21 protein-coding genes and 1 riboswitch are annotated in these 19,553 nt (G+C 70.5%); of the genes, 12 read left to right on the forward strand and 9 right to left on the reverse strand.

Annotated elements, in window-relative coordinates; all coding sequences use genetic code 11:
* Window positions 1–24 precede the first annotated feature (24 nt).
* From ACX6XY_RS19820 to ACX6XY_RS19835, 4 genes are all read right to left on the reverse strand, one after another.
* Window positions 25–426: a PIN domain-containing protein gene (locus tag ACX6XY_RS19820; protein ID WP_460332371.1), complete on the reverse strand. Its 402-nt coding sequence runs from the start codon at window positions 424–426 to the stop codon at window positions 25–27.
* Complete coding sequence (locus ACX6XY_RS19825; RefSeq protein WP_460332373.1) at window positions 423–686, reverse strand: hypothetical protein; 264 nt, start codon at window positions 684–686, stop codon at window positions 423–425. Before ACX6XY_RS19825 ends, ACX6XY_RS19820 begins: the two co-directional genes overlap by 4 nt.
* Before the next feature lie 141 nt (window positions 687–827).
* On the reverse strand, window positions 828–1,862 hold the full coding sequence (locus ACX6XY_RS19830) for a hypothetical protein (RefSeq protein ID WP_460332375.1): 1,035 nt from the start codon (window positions 1,860–1,862) through the stop codon (window positions 828–830).
* A gap of 256 nt (window positions 1,863–2,118) precedes the next feature.
* Window positions 2,119–2,427, reverse strand: a complete 309-nt coding sequence (locus tag ACX6XY_RS19835) for a hypothetical protein (RefSeq protein WP_460332377.1) — start codon at window positions 2,425–2,427, stop codon at window positions 2,119–2,121.
* Between the two features lie 127 nt (window positions 2,428–2,554).
* Here ACX6XY_RS19835 and ACX6XY_RS19840 point away from each other — a divergent pair, with 127 nt between their 5' ends.
* On the forward strand, window positions 2,555–3,007 hold the full coding sequence (locus tag ACX6XY_RS19840; protein WP_460332379.1) for a GNAT family N-acetyltransferase: 453 nt from the start codon (window positions 2,555–2,557) through the stop codon (window positions 3,005–3,007).
* An 8-nt stretch (window positions 3,008–3,015) separates the two neighbouring features.
* Here the strand turns inward: ACX6XY_RS19840 and ACX6XY_RS19845 are convergent, their stop codons facing one another.
* A complete protein-coding gene (locus tag ACX6XY_RS19845) occupies window positions 3,016–3,477 on the reverse strand; it encodes a hypothetical protein (RefSeq protein WP_460332381.1) in 462 nt (153 codons plus the stop codon).
* Between the two features lie 150 nt (window positions 3,478–3,627).
* Between ACX6XY_RS19845 and ACX6XY_RS19850 the strand changes: the two genes are divergently transcribed.
* The 5 genes from ACX6XY_RS19850 (at window position 3,628) to ACX6XY_RS19870 (ending at window position 8,664) form a co-directional block, all read left to right on the forward strand.
* Entirely contained in the window at window positions 3,628–4,179 is a 552-nt protein-coding gene (locus tag ACX6XY_RS19850) for a Uma2 family endonuclease (protein ID WP_460332474.1), read from the forward strand.
* A 231-nt stretch (window positions 4,180–4,410) separates the two neighbouring features.
* Window positions 4,411–6,285 (forward strand): molecular chaperone DnaK, encoded by a 1,875-nt coding sequence (gene dnaK / locus ACX6XY_RS19855; RefSeq protein ID WP_460332382.1) that lies wholly within the window; start codon window positions 4,411–4,413, stop codon window positions 6,283–6,285.
* On the forward strand, window positions 6,282–6,971 hold the full coding sequence (gene grpE, locus ACX6XY_RS19860) for a nucleotide exchange factor GrpE (protein WP_460332384.1): 690 nt from the start codon (window positions 6,282–6,284) through the stop codon (window positions 6,969–6,971). Before dnaK ends, grpE begins: the two co-directional genes overlap by 4 nt.
* Before the next feature lie 45 nt (window positions 6,972–7,016).
* The gene (dnaJ, locus tag ACX6XY_RS19865) at window positions 7,017–8,216 is read left to right on the forward strand and encodes a molecular chaperone DnaJ (protein WP_460332386.1); all 1,200 of its coding nucleotides are present in this window, start codon (window positions 7,017–7,019) and stop codon (window positions 8,214–8,216) included.
* 4 nt (window positions 8,217–8,220) lie between these two features.
* Window positions 8,221–8,664 (forward strand): heat shock protein transcriptional repressor HspR, encoded by a 444-nt coding sequence (locus ACX6XY_RS19870; RefSeq protein WP_460332388.1) that lies wholly within the window; start codon window positions 8,221–8,223, stop codon window positions 8,662–8,664.
* Window positions 8,665–8,849: 185 nt separating this feature from the next.
* Here the strand turns inward: ACX6XY_RS19870 and ACX6XY_RS19875 are convergent, their stop codons facing one another.
* From ACX6XY_RS19875 to ACX6XY_RS19885, 3 genes are all read right to left on the reverse strand, one after another.
* Window positions 8,850–9,425 (reverse strand): hypothetical protein, encoded by a 576-nt coding sequence (locus tag ACX6XY_RS19875; protein ID WP_460332390.1) that lies wholly within the window; start codon window positions 9,423–9,425, stop codon window positions 8,850–8,852.
* 124 nt (window positions 9,426–9,549) lie between these two features.
* Window positions 9,550–9,735 (reverse strand): DUF397 domain-containing protein, encoded by a 186-nt coding sequence (locus ACX6XY_RS19880; RefSeq protein ID WP_460332392.1) that lies wholly within the window; start codon window positions 9,733–9,735, stop codon window positions 9,550–9,552.
* Window positions 9,736–9,744: 9 nt separating this feature from the next.
* Entirely contained in the window at window positions 9,745–10,080 is a 336-nt protein-coding gene (locus tag ACX6XY_RS19885) for a Scr1 family TA system antitoxin-like transcriptional regulator (protein WP_460332476.1), read from the reverse strand.
* Here ACX6XY_RS19885 and ACX6XY_RS19890 point away from each other — a divergent pair.
* Together ACX6XY_RS19890 and ACX6XY_RS19895 are read left to right on the forward strand one after the other, a co-directional pair.
* Window positions 10,019–10,168, forward strand: a complete 150-nt coding sequence (locus ACX6XY_RS19890; RefSeq protein ID WP_460332482.1) for a hypothetical protein — start codon at window positions 10,019–10,021, stop codon at window positions 10,166–10,168. The genes ACX6XY_RS19885 and ACX6XY_RS19890 overlap by 62 nt on opposite strands.
* Window positions 10,169–10,436: 268 nt before the next feature.
* A complete protein-coding gene (locus ACX6XY_RS19895; protein ID WP_460332394.1) occupies window positions 10,437–11,432 on the forward strand; it encodes a helix-turn-helix transcriptional regulator in 996 nt (331 codons plus the stop codon).
* Here ACX6XY_RS19895 and ACX6XY_RS19900 read toward each other — a convergent pair.
* The gene (locus tag ACX6XY_RS19900; protein ID WP_460332396.1) at window positions 11,406–12,389 is read right to left on the reverse strand and encodes a helix-turn-helix transcriptional regulator; all 984 of its coding nucleotides are present in this window, start codon (window positions 12,387–12,389) and stop codon (window positions 11,406–11,408) included. The two genes, ACX6XY_RS19895 and ACX6XY_RS19900, sit on opposite strands and share 27 nt — an antisense overlap.
* A gap of 348 nt (window positions 12,390–12,737) precedes the next feature.
* On the opposite strand from ACX6XY_RS19900, the gene ACX6XY_RS19905 reads away from it, so the two are divergent.
* The 4 genes from ACX6XY_RS19905 to metE all read left to right on the forward strand — a co-directional run bounded on the left by ACX6XY_RS19905 (window position 12,738) and on the right by metE (window position 19,517).
* On the forward strand, window positions 12,738–13,058 hold the full coding sequence (locus ACX6XY_RS19905) for a (2Fe-2S)-binding protein (RefSeq protein ID WP_460332397.1): 321 nt from the start codon (window positions 12,738–12,740) through the stop codon (window positions 13,056–13,058).
* 211 nt (window positions 13,059–13,269) lie between these two features.
* Entirely contained in the window at window positions 13,270–15,885 is a 2,616-nt protein-coding gene (gene clpB, locus ACX6XY_RS19910; RefSeq protein WP_460332399.1) for an ATP-dependent chaperone ClpB, read from the forward strand.
* Window positions 15,886–16,089: 204 nt separating this feature from the next.
* Window positions 16,090–16,629 carry a type III secretion system chaperone family protein gene (locus ACX6XY_RS19915; protein WP_460332401.1) on the forward strand — a complete coding sequence of 180 codons (540 nt, stop codon included), beginning with the start codon at window positions 16,090–16,092 and terminating at the stop codon, window positions 16,627–16,629.
* A 129-nt stretch (window positions 16,630–16,758) separates the two neighbouring features.
* Window positions 16,759–16,991: riboswitch (cobalamin riboswitch) on the forward strand.
* 177 nt (window positions 16,992–17,168) lie between these two features.
* Window positions 17,169–19,517, forward strand: a complete 2,349-nt coding sequence (gene metE, locus ACX6XY_RS19920) for a 5-methyltetrahydropteroyltriglutamate--homocysteine S-methyltransferase (RefSeq protein ID WP_460332403.1) — start codon at window positions 17,169–17,171, stop codon at window positions 19,515–19,517.
* Window positions 19,518–19,553: the final 36 nt, after the last annotated feature.

The raw sequence follows: 19,553 nt of genomic DNA on the forward strand, positions 1-19,553 counted from the left end.
GGCTCGGCGGGGACGCGCCCGCGCTCACCGCTGCTCGGGCAGGCGGATGGTGCGGACGAGCGGCATGTCCGCGTACAGCTCCGGCGTGGTGGTGACCACCGGCCGACCGTCCGGCCAGTCCGGCGTCGGGCGGGACAGGTGCACCGCGTGGCCGAGCCGCCACTCGACGCCGTCCCGCATCAGCGCGCCGACCGCCGCCACACCTGAGAAGTCGAGTTCGACGATCTCGGCGGCGGGCAGTGCCCCGACATGTTCCGCCAGCCCCTTACGCAGGCTGTCGGCCCCCAGCAGGCTGAGGGCCGGGACGTAGACGTGCCGGGTCGGGCCGTGCTCCGTGTTGGCCATGAACTGCGAGGCCAGTTGGTTGCCCGACCCGAGCGCGAGCAGGGCGGTCTCGTCGTAGACCACTGCCGTTGAGCCGCTCACAGGCTGTCCACGGGCCGACCGGCCTCCAAGTCCTGCCAGACCTTCTCGGCCCTGTCGTGGTCGTCGTCGGTCAGCGTCACACCGAAGTGCGTCTCGCAGTACGCCTTGGTCTCCTCGTATCGCTTCTGGAGTTCCTCCCTGGTGGGAGTCGCTCCGGCCAGGTCGGCGATCAGGTCGCGCATGGTCATTCCGCGCTCGCGGGCGAGGACCATGAGGCGGTCCCGGACGGCGGGGTCGACCTTGACGGTGGTGTCAGCCATGACGAAAGTATACCGCCGGTATACCGTCTCGGGCGGCTCTAGCAAGATGGTCATGACGACCTCTCTCTTAGGGGTACCCGGTCCGGGTTCGGGCCGGGAGTCTTGGGGTCCCGCAGGTCAGGCGGGGCGGGGCAGGACGGGTCAGGCGGGGGCGGGGCAGGCCGGGGCGGGTGCGCCCCGCAGCGCCGCCCGGACGGCGGCGCCGCCGCGCAGCGCGGCCTCCACGAAGCCGCCCACGGCCGCTTGGGGCGTACGTTCCGGCCCCGCGCCCGGCCCCGCGCCCGGCCCCGCGCCTGGTGTCGGGCGCGGGGCGCAGCCGCGACAGCGGCCGGGCGCGGTGAGCGGCACCCCGCACTCCTCGCACTCGGCCCGCAGTCGTGGCGCGGGCGGCGGTGCCGTCGGCGCGGGCAGCTTCCGCCGCAGCCGGTTCGCGATCAGCGCAGGCGCGGAGTGCACCCGCGCGGGCAGCCCGCCGCTCAGCGTGGCCCGTACGCGCCCCGCGCTCGCCCCCACGGCGAACCACTGGTCCACCAGCGGCGCCAGCCGCACGACTTCGGCCGCACCGAGGGAGAGCCGTGGCTCCTCGCGCCCGAGGGATGCCAGCAACCGGGCGGCTGCGGAGGAGGGTTGGGCCGTCGGCTCCGTCGGCTCGGGTGCGGCAGGCGGCTCCGTTGGCGCGGGCGGCTCCGGTGATTCCGGGGGACCCGCCGGTTCCGGGGGCGTGGCCGGTTCCGGCGCGCTCGCCGTCGCGGCGGGCGGGGAGGGAGGTTCTTTCAACCTGGTCTTTACAACCTTGGGTTGAGTGCCCGACACGCCGGGGCCGCGCTCACCGGAGGCCAGGTTTCGGCCTCCCCGGCTTTCACCGGATGGGGTGGCGTCGTCGTACGGGGCGTCGAACACCTCGTACTCCGTGGAGAAGCACCCCGTCTCGGGATCCTTGGTCACCCGCCGCCGCAGATACCGGGATTCCTCCAGCTCACGCAGGGCCTGGGCGATCCGGTGCCGCCCTTCCTTGCGCTGGAGCGCGAGCGAACGGACGGTCGGCTGGGCCCCGTTGGGGAGGCTGATGAGGTACATCAGTACGCCCGCCGCGCACCAGGAGATGCTCCGGTCACGGAGAAGAGCGTTGGTGAAGGTGGTGAAGGCGCGCGTCGGCGCGCTACGGTGAATTCGCATCTGGAGGTCTCGCTCCTGATGACGCGCCCCCGAGTGTTGCTAGCACTGCGGGGGCACCCATCGCTGTACGTGGCTGATGTGTGGCTGTGCGCCACGTGGGTGACTCTATGGCCGCCAAATATGCCCACCGCAAGCCAAAGCCCGTTAGTCACACCGCACTTCACTCGCCAGGGTGATCAGCGTGGCGTGCGCGCACGTTCGCCGCGTACCGCCCCCTCCAGCGTGAGGGCGGTACGCGGCGGTACGCGGTGGGCCGTCAGTCTTCGGCGGCGGCCTCCCGGATGAGGGGCTCGAACTCCCGCCGTACGTAGGCGTCGAACGGCTCCGTCAGCGCGCCGTCGATCACCCGTCGCACCCGGTGCCTCGCCGCGAACTCCTTGATCGCCGCGCGGGACTCCGGTCCCACGCCGCCACCGATGATCAGTACGCCGAACTCCTCGGTCTCCAGCAGCTTCCGGGCGTCGTCGTCGGTGCTCACTCCCTCCGCGTCGAAGCCGTCCGCGCGCAGTGTGGCCAGCACCTCCGTCACTCTGGAGGGCGTCCTTCCCAGTGCCAGCGTCCTCATGGCGGTTCCTCTCCGGTACGTCGACATCGGCGTGCCCGAACCTAGGGCCTCAACCAGAGTTGAGGTCAACCTCGGCTCCCACCCGATGTAATGACCGCTGCCCGTGACCGCCCCTATACTGCGGCGGATGCAATCCACTGTGATCAAGCAAGCTGCCGCGCGGGACGCGGAGGGGCTTACCGCCCTGATGCACGCGTCCGGCGCGTACCGGGGTGAATACGCCTCGATCATCGCTGGCTACCGGGTCACCGCCGAATACATCGCCAGACACCGGGTCTTCGTGGCCGTGGACGCGGAGGCCGGGGGGCTGCTGGGCTTCTACGCGCTGACGTTGGAGCCGCCGGAGTTGGACCTGGCGTTCGTCGCGGACGACGCGCAGGGGCGGGGCATCGGGCGACTCCTCGTCGGGCACATGATCGGCCAGGCCAGGGAGGCCGGCCTGGCGCACGTCCGGGTGGTCGCTCATCCCTCGGCCGAGGCGTTCTACCGACGGCTGGGCGCAGAGCGGGTGGGGACGGTCGCGCCGTCACCGCCGAACGTCACATGGGAGCGGCCCGAACTGCGGTTCGCCACGGCCTGACACCCGCGTCACTCTGGCCGCCCGGGCAGCCTTCGCTCGCGCTCGGCCAGGTGAGACGCGCCGGTGAGGAGTACCGCGCTGGAGAGTGCCAGGAGCAGGGTTGTCAGGTTGATCCACGCGTAGCCGGGGTCGCTGGGGTAGTGGGTGCCGTCGTCGCGGATGCAGTCGAAGCGCAGTGGCAGGTAAGAGGACCGGTGGTGGGAGAGACCCTGGACCGTGTCCTTGTCGAAGCCGTCGTAGCAGGCCGGGGCCGGGTTGTTGTAGTCCAGCTCGGAAGCGCCGACAGTGGCGGCTCCGATGGAGTAGGCGGCCACGGCCGCGTAGGCGGTCAGCCACGCGGCGCGGCGCAGCAGGTGCACCGGCCAGGGTTGGGGGCGGCCCGGAAGCGCCATCGCGATCGTCCCGACGGCGGCGATCATCGCGCCCACGGCGCATACCGCGAAGGCGGCCAACCCCGCGAAGTACCCCACTGCCCCGCCCCTGCCCCTCGGCCCCGCCAGGCCGTGGACAGCCGGGCTGCGGCGGAGGCTACCGCCTCAGCCGTGGCCTGGGCAGGCACTCAGCGGCCTAGACTGAGGTGGGGGAGGTGTGTGGTGACCGTTGTCGAGGACCGGCCGCAGATGCTGGCCGAGGAGTTTGAGCGCATCGCCGCCGCCGCCGAGCGCGAAGGCGTCCGGATGGAGTTCATCCACGGCAGGCTGGGAGTCAAAGCGGTGCCGGACGGCGACCGTGACGAGATCATCCGGTGGCTGATGGAGCGCTGCATGCAGCAACGCCCCGACCTGTGGCTCTACCCTGAGCGCGGCCTGCGGGTCGAGCGCTACCGCAAGGGCCACGCCAAGCCCGACGGGGCTCTCGCCCCGAAGGGGGCGTTCGCGGGGCAGGGCGAGTGGGCGGACCCCGGTCAGGTCGTGATGGTCGTCGGGGTCACGTCGTACGACAACGACACCGACAAGCGCGACCGCGAGGAGAAGCCGTCCGCCTACGCCCAGACCGGCATCCCCGTCTACCTGTTGATTGACCGGGACACCTGCGAGGTCCTCGTCTACACCGACCCCGACGGCGGCACTTACGCCAACCTCGCCCGTCGCCCCTTCGGCCGCACCGTCGACCTGCCCGACCCTGTGGGCGTCACCCTCGACACCGAGCCTTTGAAGGACTGGGTGCGCTAACTCGGGTACGGGAACGTACGGGACCCCCGCCGTTCCCGTAGGCCCCGCCATGCCCACCGGCCCCGCCGTGCCCACCGGCCTCGCGCGCCCGGCTCCTGAGCCCCCTCCGCCTCACACTTGCCCGTAAGGGCGGGATAAAAGTTGAGTCGGGCTGACTCAGGTCTGTTGACGTCGGGCGGGGTGTCGTGCATCCTTGAGTCAGATCCGCTCAAGTTCACTGGAGGAATTGAAATGGCACGTGCGGTCGGCATCGACCTGGGCACGACGAACTCTGTCGTCAGCGTTCTGGAGGGCGGTGAGCCCACCGTCATCACCAACGCCGAGGGCGCCAGGACCACGCCGTCCGTCGTCGCCTTCGCGAAGAACGGCGAGGTGCTCGTCGGCGAGGTGGCCAAGCGCCAGGCGGTCACCAACGTCGACAGGACCGTCCGGTCGGTCAAGCGTCACATGGGCACCGACTGGAAGATCGACCTCGACGACAAGACCTTCAACCCGCAGCAGATGAGCGCCTTCATCCTGCAGAAGCTCAAGCGCGACGCCGAGTCGTACCTGGGCGAGAAGGTCACCGACGCGGTCATCACCGTCCCCGCGTACTTCAACGACTCCGAGCGCCAGGCCACCAAGGAGGCCGGTGAGATCGCGGGTCTGAACGTCCTGCGGATCGTCAACGAGCCGACCGCGGCCGCCCTGGCGTACGGCCTGGACAAGGACGACCAGACCATTCTGGTCTTCGACCTCGGCGGCGGCACCTTCGACGTCTCGCTGCTTGAGATCGGCGACGGCGTCGTCGAGGTGAAGGCCACCAACGGCGACAACCACCTCGGTGGTGACGACTGGGACCAGCGCGTCGTCGACTACCTGGTGAAGCAGTTCAACAACGGCCACGGCGTCGACCTCTCCAAGGACAAGATGGCGCTCCAGCGCCTGCGTGAGGCCGCCGAGAAGGCCAAGATCGAGCTGTCCTCGTCCACCGAGACGAACATCAACCTGCCCTACATCACGGCGTCCGCCGAGGGCCCGCTGCACCTGGACGAGAAGCTCACCCGCGCCCAGTTCCAGCAGCTGACCAGCGACCTCCTTGAGCGCTGCAAGAACCCGTTCCACAACGTCATCAAGGACGCGGGCATCGAGCTCTCGGAGATCGACCACGTCGTCCTCGTCGGCGGCTCGACCCGTATGCCCGCCGTCGCCGAGCTCGTCAAGGAGCTGACCGGCGGCAAGGAGGCCAACAAGGGCGTCAACCCGGACGAGGTCGTCGCCATCGGCGCGGCCCTCCAGGCCGGTGTCCTCAAGGGCGAGGTCAAGGACGTCCTGCTGCTCGACGTCACCCCGCTGTCCCTCGGCATCGAGACCAAGGGCGGCATCATGACCAAGCTCATCGAGCGCAACACGACCATCCCGACCAAGCGGTCGGAGATCTTCACGACGGCCGAGGACAACCAGCCGTCCGTGCAGATCCAGGTCTACCAGGGCGAGCGCGAGATCGCGGCGTACAACAAGAAGCTCGGCATGTTCGAGCTGACCGGTCTGCCCCCGGCCCCGCGCGGCGTCCCGCAGATCGAGGTCGCCTTCGACATCGACGCCAACGGCATCATGCACGTGACCGCGAAGGACCTGGGCACGGGCAAGGAGCAGAAGATGACCGTCACCGGCGGCTCCTCGCTGCCGAAGGACGAGGTCGACCGGATGCGCCAGGAGGCCGAGCAGTACGCCGAGGAGGACACCAAGCGCCGCGAGGCCGCGGAGTCCCGCAACCAGGGCGAGCAGCTCGTCTACCAGACCGAGAAGTTCCTCACCGACAACGAGGACAAGGTCCCCGCCGAGGTGAAGACCGAGGTTGAGGAGGCGCTCACGGAGCTGAAGGAGAAGCTCAAGGGCGAGGACTCCGCCGAGATCCGCACGGCCAGCGAGAAGGTCCAGGCCGTCGCGCAGAAGCTCGGCCAGGCCATGTACGCCGACGCGCAGGCCGCCCAGGCGGCCGCTGGCGGCGAGGCCGGCGCCGAGGGCGCGGCGGGCGCCGGCCAGTCCAAGGCCGACGACGACGTCGTGGACGCCGAGATCGTCGACGACGAGAAGCCGGGCGACGCCAAGGGCGGTGCCGCGTGACGGAGGAGACTCCGGGCTTCGACGAGCAGCCCGACGTCCCCTCCGGCGACGCGGTCGACGACGCCGAGCCGAAGGCCGCCGCCTCCTCCTCCGCCCCGGAGGAGGAGGCCGCGGCCCCGGCCGGGGACGCAAGCGCACAGGCCACGGGCCTGACGGCCCAGCTGGACCAGGTACGCACCGCGCTCAACGAGCGCACCGCGGACCTCCAGCGGCTCCAGGCCGAGTACCAGAACTACCGGCGTCGCGTGGAGCGCGACCGGGTCACCGTCAAGGAGATCGCCAGCGCGAACCTGCTGACCGAGCTCCTGCCGACGCTCGACGACATCGGCCGCGCCCGTGAGCACGGCGAGCTGGTCGGCGGCTTCAAGTCGGTGGCCGAGTCGCTGGAGACCGTCGTCGCCAAGATGGGTCTGCAGCAGTTCGGCAAGGAGGGCGAGCCCTTCGACCCGACGATCCACGAGGCCCTGATGCACTCGTACGCGCCGGACGTCACCGAGACGACCTGCGTCGCGATCCTGCAGCCTGGGTATCGCATCGGCGAGCGCACCATCCGCCCCGCGCGGGTGGCCGTCGCCGAGCCGCAGCCCGGCGCGCAGACCGTCAAGGGCGAGGGCGCCTCCGCATCCGAGGAGACGGCCGAGCCGACGGCGCAGGAGAAGGAGAGCGGTGGCCCGGACGAGGGCTGACGCGACGAACGAGGCAGTGACCGCAGGAGAGGAGGGACGTCGGGGATGAGTACCAAGGACTTCATCGAGAAGGACTACTACAAGGTTCTCGGCGTCCCCAAGGACGCCACCGAAGCCGAGATCAAGAAGGCGTACCGCAAGCTCGCCCGCGAGAACCACCCGGACGCCAACAAGGGCAACGCCAAGGCCGAGGAGCGCTTCAAGGAGGTCTCCGAGGCGAACGACGTACTCGGCGACCCCAAGAAGCGCAAGGAGTACGACGAGGCGCGCACCCTCTTCGGGAACGGCGGCTACCGACCCGGACCCGGCGCGGGCGGCAACTTCAACTTCGACCTGAGCGACCTCTTCGGAGGCGGCGGGCCGGGCGGAGGGACCTCCGGCGGCGGTGCGGGCGGCGCGGGCGGCTTCGGCGGCGGCCTCGGGGACGTGTTCGGCGGACTGTTCAACCGGGGCGGCGCGGGCGCGGGTACCCGTACCCAGCCGCGCCGCGGCCAGGACGTCGAGTCCGAGGTGACGCTCAGCTTCACCGAGGCCGTGGACGGTGCGACGGTCCCGCTGCGGATGTCGTCCCAGCAGCCCTGCAAGGCGTGCTCCGGCACCGGCGACAAGAACGGCACGCCCCGCGTGTGCCCGACCTGCGTCGGCACCGGGCAGGTCTCGCGCGGCGGCGGCGGCGGCTTCTCGCTCACCGACCCGTGCGTGGACTGCAAGGGGCGCGGGCTGATCGCCCAGGACCCCTGCGAGGTGTGCAAGGGCTCGGGCCGCGCGAAGTCGTCGCGGACCATGCAGGTCCGCATCCCGGCGGGCGTCTCGGACGGGCAGCGCATCCGGCTGCGCGGCAAGGGCGCGCCCGGCGAGCGGGGCGGCCCGGCCGGTGACCTGTATGTGGTCGTCCATGTCGACGCCCACCCGGTCTTCGGCCGCAAGGGCGACAACCTCACCGTCACGGTGCCGGTCTCCTACCCGGAGGCGGCGCTCGGCGGCGAGGTGAAGGTGCCGACGCTCGGCGGGCCCCCGGTCACCCTGAAACTGCCCCCCGGCACGCCCAACGGCCGTACGATGCGGGCCCGCGGCAAGGGCGCGGTCCGCAAGGACGGCACTCGGGGCGACCTGCTGGTCACCGTCGAGGTGGCGGTGCCGACGCAGCTCAGCGTGAAGGCGCAGGAAGCTCTGGAGGCCTACCGCGAGGCGACCGCGGAGGACGACCCGCGGGCAGAACTGTTCCAGGCCGCGAAGGGAGCATGACGCGATGGACGGCCGCCGACGTAACCCGTATCAACTCACGGACGAGACACCGGTGTACGTGATCTCGGTGGCCGCCCAGCTGTCGGGTCTGCACCCGCAGACCCTGCGGCAGTACGACCGCCTGGGTCTGGTCTCCCCGGACCGCACGGCCGGGCGGGGCCGCCGGTACTCGGCCCGCGACATCGAACTGCTGCGCACCGTCCAGCAGTTGTCGCAGGACGAGGGCATCAACCTGGCGGGCATCAAGCGCATCATCGAGCTGGAGAACCAGGTCGCCGCGCTCCAGTCCCGCGTCGCGGAGCTCTCCGCGGCGGTGGAGGGCGCGGCGGCGGCGATGCGGCAGCGCGAGGCGCAGGTGCACGCGTCGTACCGGCGCGACCTGGTCCCGTACCAGGAGGCGCACCAGACGAGCGCGCTGGTGGTGTGGCGGCCGGGGCGCGGCGAGTAGCGCGTTCGTTGTAGCCGCTGGCTCGCGGGGCCGGGAGAGCTGTGCTCTCCCGGCCCCGCTCACGCGTGCGCGTTGCGCGTGAGCGTCGCGCGTGCGCCGCGCACCCGCCTGTGTCCGTGTGCAGCTGGCGTTCGGCGCGCGCGTTCCCGTGCTCGTGCGCTCTGGCGTTCGGCGTGCCCGTGCGCTTACGGCAGTGCCGAACTCACCGCGTCGGCCGCCGTCATCCACCAGGGCTGGCCGCCGGTGCCGAACGCGGCGGCCAGCGCGTAGCCGAGGGCCGCGTCGACAGGCCGTACGTCATCGGCACCGGCACCGGCACCGGCACCGTCACTGGAATCGGCATGAGCCTCGCGCCACTCGGCGATCACCCGACCGTCCCCGTCGGACAGGAGATCCCCGAGGTACGTCCCGTCTCGGGTCAGCCGACTGCTGGGCACCGAGTCCGGCATGAGCCGGTACCTGGCCCCGCCGTACTCCACGTCGACGCGGTACGACCGCCGCGAGATCCGGCCCTTGGCGGGCTTCAGGACCGCCGCGACGCCGTCGACGCTCAGGCTGAGCCGCCCGCCCTCCCGCGTACCGATGGCCACCTGCTCGTCGACCTCGGCGTCGGGGTCGCGACGCAGCGTGACACGCGGGATCCGCTCTCCCTCGACGACCAGCAGTCCTTCCCGAACATCGAGCTGGACGCGGATATCCCCGAACCGGTCGTCATGGAGGGAAGTCGGAGTGTGAGCCGGTATCGATGCCGAGTCGTTCATGGGTGGCCTTCGGTTCCTTGTGATCGCGGTCGACTATTGGACCGTGATGCGATGTCTGCCTGGTCTATTCGTGCCCGGCGTGCGCGTCGGTTGCTCCGGCCGCTGCTGCTGTCTCGCGGGCCGCTCAGTCGGCGTCGTCGGTGAGGGAACGCAGGAGGGCGGCGAGGGGGCCGGGCGTGGTCGTCAGGATGGTGGTCGGGGTGTCGCTCTCGCGGAGGTGGATGGTTCCGTCGGGCGTGATGGCTACGAAGGCACACTCCCCCTGCGGGCCGCCGCTGAACGATGACTTCTGCCAGTTCAGGTCGGGCATCCGGGCCTCCTACAGCGTGTAGAGAAGGTGCTGGATGAGAGCCAGCGAGTCCTTCGCCGAGTGTGCTTCAGGGGCCAACGATACGTTGACGAGTTCGAGGGCGTTCTCGGAGAGCCGGTCGAACAGCGCGCTGTACTGCTGAAGATGGGTCTGGGTGCCCAGGTAACGGGGGCCTGAGGGCTGTTCCAGGATCACGGTGCCCAGTTGCGGCGTACTCGGGAAGACATGGACGAAGTTCCCTGTGAGGGCTGCGTGAGCCAGCGTGCTGAAGGGGAAGATCTGGATGGCGAGCCGCGTCCCTGAGGAGGCGACCTGGTTCGGCGTGCACCGCGTGCCGTACGACACGGAGGTGACCATTCCCGAGGGCCTTGCGAAGGGCTTCGCCATCACCGAGGCGATCACCGGTCCGCACCACCCCCTGAAGGTGGCGTGAGGTCGACGCCTGGGCGGTTCGGGGCGTCCAGGGGCCGCGCGCGGAGTGACTCCGTGTCCCGAACCTTCCACAATGGGTGAGGTTGGGGGTGGTTGTTCTGGGGCCCTGTTTGGGACATGTCGCAACATGGCGGTGGTGGGGCGGGGTGCGGCCGTGCATCGTGGGTACCGGCACCTCGGCTGACTTCCCCCGTTCGGTCGGGGTGCCCGCCATCGCGGCTCGGGGGGTGTGAGGCGTGGTGGGGGAGCGGGAGTCTCATCGGCATGGGGTGGAAGAGCTGTGCGCGGACGCGGAGCGGGTGTACGCGCGGGCGCTGCGCGCGGGGCGGGTGTCGCGTGGGGAGGCGGGGGAGGCGTGGTGCCTGGTCGATCTGGGGTTGTTGCACCCTGATCCGGGCGGCGATGTGGAGTGGCTGTTGCCGACGAGTCCGGGCACCGTGATGTCGCGGCTCCTGCGGGGTGCCCAGGAGGAGTTGGCCGAGGCTCACCGCCGTACGGCGGCGGGCGCGGCCGCGTTCGCCCGCTTCGCGGAGGTGCAGGGGGCGGCGGCTCCGGAGCCGGTGGGCGGCGTGATCAGGGTGCTGGAAGGGATACCCCGCATCAACGAAGCTCTGGACGAGGCGAACGCTGTATGTGAGTCGGAGCTGTTAAGTGTGCAGCCTGGTGGGATCCGGCCTGAGAAGGATCTGACGACCGCGTTGCCCAGGGCGCTGGACCTGCAGCGGCGCGGCATACGGATCCGGTCGCTGTACACCCATGTGGCACGGCATGGCCAGGGCCTGCATCACTACCTGAACGCGGTGCGCGGGGTGGGGCGGGAGAGCGAGATTCGCACGCTTGACGAAGTCACCGAGCGGATGCTGATCTACGATCGGACCGTCGCGTTCATCCCGGCCAACGCCGAGCGCACCCTCGCCCTGGAGGTGCGTCAGCCCGCACTCCTCGAGTTCCTCGCCGTGGTCTTCGAGCGCCTGTGGCATCTGGGTGTGCCCTTGGACGAGCAGCCACCCGCGCGGGCTGGCGTGGCGGGGGTCACCCGTCGGGAGCACGCCATCGCGGCGCTCTTGGCGGATGGCCATACGGGTGCCGAAGTCGCGCGGCGTCTCGGCATCAACGTGCGTACGTGCCGTCATCACATCGCCAGGCTGGCGGAGGCTCTGGGAAGTACGACGCGGGCACAGCTGGGGGTTCGTATCGTCCAGTCGGGCTTGGACGTACCGCCGGACAGATCTTCGGGGCTACTCGGGTTGGTTCAGGATTCCTGACTGGGCGATGAGGTAGCCGAGTTGGGTTCGGCTGCCGCTGCCGAGCGCGGCGGCGAGCTTGGCGATGTGGGCGCGACAGGTGCGCACGTTCATGCCGAGGCGGCGAGCGATGGCGTCGTCGACGTGGCCCTCGACCAGCAGCCGGGCGATGGAGTGCTGGATGCTGGTGATGCCTTCGGGGGTGCGGGTGCGGGGGAACTGCTCGTCCAGCGGAAGGGCTCGGTCCCATGCGTCCTCGAAGACCGTGACCAGATAGGCGACCAGGCCTGGATGGCGTAGCTCAAGCGCGACCTGACGGTCGTCGCGGGCTGGGATGTACGCGATCTTGTGGTCGATGATGATCAGGCGCTCGATGAGCTGTTCCAGCGTGCGGATCTCCATCCGCTCGGAACCCGCCTGCTCCTTGTAGGCCTGGATGCCCTGGCTGTGCCGGGCTGTGTGCTGGTAGAGGGTGCGTATCCGCACACCCCGGTCGAGGAGCGGCTGTACGCGCTTCAGGGCGGTGGTGAGGATGTCCGGGCTTCGGCCGCCGCCGGGCTGGAGCGTGAGCAGCTCCTCGGAGCACTCGGCCGTCGCGCGGCTCAGCGCGTCGTCGATGCGGCTGAGTCCCTCAAGGACGGTGATGGCATGGGTGGTGGCGGGGTTCTGTGCGCTTATGGCCATGAAAGGCTCGAAAGCGCCGCTGAGGGCGATGGTCTGCCGTCGGCGTTCCTGTATCTCCTCCTCGAGGGGGAGCAGAAGTTGAGCCAGTGCGGCGGTAGGGGGAACCGGGCGAAGCCACTCAGCGTCATCCGGGTCTGGGTGCAGTAGGGAGAGGTCTGCGAGGCAGGGCGTCGAAACTGCCTCGGACCTGGCTATTCGGCCTCGCCGCAGGGCCCTCGCGTAGAGGTTCGCCCCCTCCTCGCACAGCTCCAGGTGACCATGCGGATGTACGGAATCATTCCTATCTGTCCGCATTTGAACACCCCCCAGGCTCTTGAATTTCAGGAACATGATGCACGTAGCCAGTGGTGAAACCGCAAGGACTGAGCCATTGTCGTGAACGCGGGGGAGCAAAAACAATCAAGTGAGGTCGAAGCCGCCCATGTTCAAGAGAACGCTTCGCTCGGTGCTTGCTATCGCCTTCGTCGCGGCGGCCGCTGTGGGCGTCGCGGTGCCGATGGATCCAGTCTGGAACGCTGCCCCGGCCATCGTTGCGGCACCGTCGGATCCGGTCTGGGATGCCGCCCCGGTAGCTATGAAGGACCCCGTGTGGAACGTGATGCCGGGCGGGACCGCCATGAGCACAGGGACGGAGCCAGTCGCATGACCACACCCCCCGACGATCGTTCCTTTCGCAGGGAGATGGCCACCGCCTACCGTTCCGGGTGGCACTTCGTCGACCTCGTCACCGCCCTGCCTCGCCCTGGCGACTCGATGATGGTCACCCTCCTCGGGCAAGCGGTCCTCGTCGCGCGTGATGACGAGGACGACGAGATCCGGGCGTACCGCTGCCAGCGGCGGCCCAGGGGTGCGCCGCATCCCGTGCGCTGCGCCATCCGGTACGGAATGATCTTCGTGAACCTTGACCAGCGTGACCACCAGCTAGTCGAACCCCTGACCACTGCCACCCCCCGCAGCGCCTGAAGCGATTCCCCCGTCGTTGTAGATCGCTCAGGCGCTACCCCCCGCAGCGGCGCCATCGTGGACCTGAACCACGATGGCGCCGCTGTCGTTGTGTGCGACGCCTCCCGCTCTTGAGTGGAATAGGCTCAACTTTGTGTATGTTGGTTGAGGCAGGAGAGTCGGGCGTGGTGGAGGGAGTCGAACCCTCCCCCGGTAAGGAGGAGAGCCGCACGTGGACGCCGAGCTGACGAACCGGAGCCGGGACGCGATCAACGCGGCCACCAGCCGGGCCGTGTCCGGGGGGCACCCGGATCTGACCCCCGCGCATCTGCTCCTCGCCCTGCTCGAAGGGCAGGACAACGAGAACATCATCGACCTGCTGGCCGCCGTCGAGGCCGACCAGGCCGCCGTACGGTCCGGCGCCGAGCGCGTGCTCGCCGCGCTGCCCAGCGTGACCGGTTCCACTGTCGCACCGCCGCAGCCCAACCGCGAGCTGCTGGCCGTCCTGGCGGACGCCGGGCAGCGGGCGAAGGAGCTCGGGGACGCGTACCTGTCCACCGAGCATCTGCTGATCGGCATCGCCGACAAGGGCGGCCAGACCGGGGACGTACTCTCCGAGCAGGGAGCCAGCGCGAAGAAGCTGCTGGCCGCGTTCGAGAAGAGCAGGGGAGGACGCCGGGTGACCACCCCCGACCCGGAGGGGCAGTACAAGGCCCTGGAGAAGTTCGGCACCGACCTCACCGCCGCCGCGCGCGAGGGCAGGCTCGACCCGGTCATCGGGCGGGACCAGGAGATCCGGCGCGTGGTGCAGGTGCTGTCCCGCAGGACCAAGAACAACCCCGTGCTGATCGGCGAGCCCGGCGTCGGCAAGACCGCCGTCGTCGAAGGACTCGCCCAGCGGATCGTGAAGGGCGACGTACCGGAGTCGCTGCGCGACAAGCGGCTCGTCTCGCTCGACCTCGGCGCGATGGTGGCCGGGGCCAAGTACCGCGGCGAGTTCGAGGAGCGGCTGAAGACCGTGCTCTCCGAGATCAAGGAGAGCGACGGGCAGGTCGTCACGTTCATCGACGAGCTGCACACCGTCGTCGGGGCCGGAGCGGGCGGCGACTCCGCCATGGACGCGGGCAACATGCTCAAGCCCATGCTCGCCCGCGGCGAGCTGCGCATGGTCGGCGCCACCACGCTCGACGAGTACCGCGAGCGGATCGAGAAGGACCCCGCGCTGGAACGCCGCTTCCAGCAGGTACTGGTCGCCGAGCCGACCGTCGAGGACTCCATCGCCATTCTGCGCGGGCTGAAGGGGCGGTACGAGGCGCACCACAAGGTGCAGATCGCGGACAGCGCCCTGGTCGCCGCCGCCTCGCTCTCCGACCGGTACATCACCTCGCGCTTCCTGCCCGACAAGGCCATCGACCTGGTCGACGAGGCCGCGTCCCGGCTCCGTATGGAGATCGACTCCTCGCCGCTGGAGATCGACGAGCTGCAGCGCTCCGTCGACCGGCTGAAGATGGAGGAGCTGGCGATCGGCAAGGAGACGGACGACGCCAGCAAGCAGCGCCTGGAGAAGCTGCGGCGCGACCTCGCCGACAAGGAGGAGGAGCTGCGGGGGCTCACCGCGCGCTGGGAGAAGGAGAAGACCTCGCTCAACCGCGTCGGCGAGCTGAAGGAACAGCTGGACGAGCTGCGCGGGCAGGCCGAGCGCGCCCAGCGCGACGGCGACTTCGACACCGCGTCGAAGCTGCTCTACGGCCAGATTCCGGGCCTGGAGCGCGAGCTGGAGGAGGCCGCGGCCGCCGAGGAGGAGGCCGCCAAGGACACCATGGTCAAGGACGAGGTCGGGCCGGACGACATCGCCGACGTGGTCGGGTCCTGGACCGGGATTCCGGCCGGGCGGCTGCTCGAAGGCGAGACGCAGAAGCTGCTGCGCATGGAGCAGGAGCTCGGCAAGCGCCTCATCGGGCAGCGCGAGGCCGTGCAGGCGGTGTCCGACGCCGTACGGCGCACCCGCGCCGGGATCGCCGACCCGGACCGGCCGACCGGGTCCTTCCTCTTCCTGGGCCCGACCGGCGTCGGCAAGACCGAGCTGGCCAAGGCGCTCGCGGACTTCCTCTTCGACGACGAGCGGGCCATGGTCCGCATCGACATGAGCGAGTACGGCGAGAAGCACAGCGTCGCCCGGCTGGTCGGCGCGCCGCCCGGCTATGTCGGGTACGAGGAGGGCGGCCAGCTCACCGAGGCGGTACGCCGCCGCCCGTACAGCGTCGTCCTCCTCGACGAGGTCGAGAAGGCGCACCCGGAGGTCTTCGACATCCTGCTCCAGGTGCTGGACGACGGGCGGCTGACCGACGGGCAGGGGCGGACGGTCGACTTCCGCAACACCATCCTCATCCTGACGTCGAACCTCGGCAGCCAGCACCTGATGGACCCGCTCACGCCGGACGACGAGAAGAAGCGGCAGGTCCTGGAGGTCGTGCGGGCGTCGTTCAAGCCGGAGTTCCTGAACCGGCTCGACGACCTCGTGGTGTTCTCGGCGCTCGGCGCGGACGAGCTGGCGCATATCGCGGAGCTCCAGATCAACCGCCTCGCCGCGCGCCTGGCCGAGCGGCGGCTCACGCTGGACGTCACCCCGGCGGCGCTGGCCTGGCTGGCCGATGAGGGCAACGATCCGGCGTACGGGGCGCGGCCGCTGCGGCGCCTGATCCAGACCGCCGTCGGCGACCGGCTCGCCAGGGAGATCCTCGCGGGCGAGGTCACGGACGGCGACACGGTACGGGTGGACGTGGCCGGGGACGGCCTGCTGGTGGGCCCGGCGACGGGGGCGAGCAGCGGTACGGAGAAGACCCTCTAGGGCTAGCTCGGACCGGCCGGGTCGGGGGCTTGGCCCGGCCGGGTCGGGGGCTCGGTCCGGTCCGGCCGGGGGCTCGGTCCGGTCCGGCGCGGGCCCGGAGCATTCGGCTTCGCGCTGAAACCGGGCGACCTTTCCCGCGCAGGGTTGCGGGACCCCGCCCGGCATGGGGGAGGATGGCGGAATCCGTACGAAGGGACCAAGCACGTGAGCATCGACCCGTCCTCGATTCCGAATTTCGGGGCACAGCCCGACCCCCAGCAGGGTTCAGGACCGGCGGGCCCCGTCGTCCCGGACCAGGACCTGGTCAAGCAGCTCCTGGATCAGATGGAGCTCAAGCACGTCGTCGACGAAGAGGGCGACCTCGCGGCGCCGTGGGAGAACTTCCGCACGTACTTCATGTTCCGCGGCGAGGCCGAGCAGCAGGTCTTCTCGGTGCGTACGTTCTACGACCGTCCGCACGCGATCGAGTCCAAGGCACAGCTCCTGGACGCGATCGACGACTGGAACCGCCGCACCCTGTGGCCCAAGGTCTACAGCCACACCCACGAGGAGGAGGGCGGCCCCACCACCGTCCGGCTGATCGGCGAGGCGCAGATGCTGATCGGCACCGGCGTCAGCCTGGAGCACTTCGTCTCCTCGACGGTCAGCTGGGTGCGCGCCGCGATCGAGTTCGACCGCTGGCTGGTCGAGCACCTCGGTCTGGTCGACGAGATCGACTCGGCGGAGAAGCCCGACGAGGAGTGAGCGAGCACCAGCGAGTGCGCTGAGCGGGTACTGAGTACCCGTGGCGATGAGCCCGGCCGTGGTCACCCACGTCCGGGCTCATCGTCGTTCGCCTGAGCGGAAAACGGCCCCCGAGCCCGGCTGAGCGTCTAAGCTGCCAGGTGCAGCTGGTTCGCCCCGTCCGCCAGACGGGATGCGTCGTAAGAGGGAACCCGGTGGAATTCCGGGACTGCCCCGCAGCGGTGAGCGGGAACGACCGCCGTCACATGCACTGGATCCGGCCGGGTCTGGGAAGCGACGGCCAGTAGGAGCCTCGTACGTCTCGCATACGTACCCGAGGCGTGCCCGCGAGTCCGAAGACCTGCCACTGCCCGCGCGCGACCGATCGTGCGCGGAGGTTTCGGTGACCTCGAGGGCGGGTCGGCGCATGCAGACGGAAACAGGCGGAAGCGGGCGCGGTACGAGCGCTGCGGTCCGCCGGTCCGCCGGGTCTGTCGTCCCTTCGCGTCTTCGCCTCGTCTCCGGGGTCGCTCTCTCAAGAGCTCGCGAAGGAGAGTTCCGTGACAGCCAAGTCCACAGCCACAGCCACCGGCACAGTCGCCGCCGCGGCAGCACGCGCCACCGTGTACGGCTACCCCCGCCAAGGCCCCGGCCGGGAACTGAAGAAGGCGGTCGAGGGCTACTGGAACGGCCGCGTCAGCGCCGCCGGACTCCGGCAGACCGCGTCCCGGCTGCGCGCGGCCAACTGGCGGCAGCTCGCCGACGCCGGACTGCACGAGGTGCCGACCGGCGACTTCTCGTACTACGACCACATGCTGGACACCAGCGTCATGCTCGGCGCGATCCCCGCCCGCCATCGCGCCGCCGTCGAGACGAGCGCCCTGGACGGCTACTTCGCCATGGCGCGCGGCGCCCAGGACGTCGCGCCGCTGGAGATGACCAAGTGGTTCGACACCAACTACCACTATCTCGTCCCCGAACTCGGACCCGACACCGTCTTCACGGCCGACTCCACCAAGCAGGTCGCCGAGCTGACCGAGGCCCTCACCCTGGGCCTCGACGCCCGCCCCGTGCTCGTGGGTCCGGTGACCTATCTGCTGCTGGCCAAGCCCGCCCCCGGCGTCGCGGCGGACTTCCAGCCGCTGACCCTGCTGGACCGGCTGCTGCCGGTGTACGCGCAGGTGCTCGCCGACCTGCGGGCGGCCGGTGCGCGGTGGGTGCAGCTGGACGAGCCCGCCCTGGTCCAGGACCGCACCCCGGCCGAGCTGAACGCCGCCGCCCGCGCCTACCGCGACCTCGGCGCGCTCACCGACCGGCCGAAGCTGCTGGTCGCCTCGTACTTCGACCGGCTCGGCGAGGCGCTGCCGGTCCTGGCCGACGCACCCGTCGACGGGCTCGCCCTCGACTTCACCGGTCCCGCCGCCGCCAACCTCGACGACCTCGCCGCGGCCGGCGGCCTGCCCGGCAAGCGCCTCGTCGCGGGCGTCGTCGACGGCCGCAACGTGTGGGTCAACGACCTGGAGAAGTCGCTGTCCACCCTGGCCACCCTCCTCGGCCTCGCCGACCGGCTCGACGTGGCCGCGTCCTGCTCCCTGCTCCACGTCCCCCTGGACGCGGCGGCGGAGCACGGCATCGACCGGCAGGTCGCCCGCTGGCTCGCCTTCGCCCGCCAGAAGACCGCCGAGATCGTCACCCTGGCCCGCGGCCTGGCCGAGGGCACCGGCGCCATCACCGCGGAGATCACCGCCAACCGCGCCGACCGCGCCTCCCGCGCCGGATCCCCGATCGTCAACCACCCGGCCGTCCGGGCCCGGTGCGCCGCCGTCACCGACGCCGACGCCCGCCGCTCCCAGCCGTACGCCGAGCGGTCGCTCGCCCAACGCGCCCACCTCCGGCTGCCGTCGCTGCCCACGACCACGATCGGATCGTTCCCGCAGACCGGCGAACTGCGCACCGCCCGCGCCGACCTGCGCGCCGGACGCATCGACACCGCCGGATACGAGGAACGCATCGCGGCCGAGATACGCGAAGTGATCTCCTTCCAGGAGAAGGCCGGACTCGACGTCCTCGTGCACGGCGAGCCGGAACGCAACGACATGGTCCAGTACTTCGCCGAACAGCTCACCGGTTATCTCGCCACCCAGCACGGCTGGGTCCAGTCCTACGGCACCCGCTACGTCCGCCCGCCGATCCTCGCCGGCGATGTCTCCCGGCCCGAGCCGATGACGGTGCGCTGGACCACGTACGCCCAGTCCCTCACCGACCGCCCGGTCAAGGGCATGCTCACCGGGCCGGTCACCATGCTCGCCTGGTCCTTCGTCCGCGACGACCAGCCGCTCGCCGACACCGCCCGCCAGGTCGCCCTCGCCCTGCGCGACGAAGTGAGCGGCCTCGAAGCGTCGGGCGCCTCCGTCATCCAGGTCGACGAGCCCGCGCTGCGCGAGACCCTGCCGCTGCGCGCCGCCGACCGCCCCGCCTATCTGGCCTGGGCCACCGAGGCGTTCCGGCTGTCCACCGGCGGCGTGCGCCCGGACACCCAGATCCACACCCACATGTGCTACGCCGAGTTCGGCGACATCGTCCAGGCCATCGACGACCTCGACGCCGACGTCATCAGCCTGGAGGCCGCACGCTCCCATATGCAGGTCGCCGGGGAACTCGCCGCCTTCGGCTACTCCCGCGAGGCAGGCCCCGGCGTCTACGACATCCACTCCCCGCGCGTCCCCGACATAGAGGAAGCGACAACCCTGCTGAACAAGGGACTTGAAGCCATCCCCGCCGAACGCCTGTGGGTCAACCCGGATTGCGGCCTGAAGACCCGCGGCTGGCCCGAGGTGCGGACCTCGCTGGAGAACCTGGTGACCGCCGCCCGCCGCGTCCGCGACCGCCTCCCGGCCGCCGGGAACTGAGCGCACAGACGGGCACGACGCCACCGTGTACGGACC

The sequence above is a fragment of the Streptomyces sp. O3 genome, assembly GCF_054788135.1.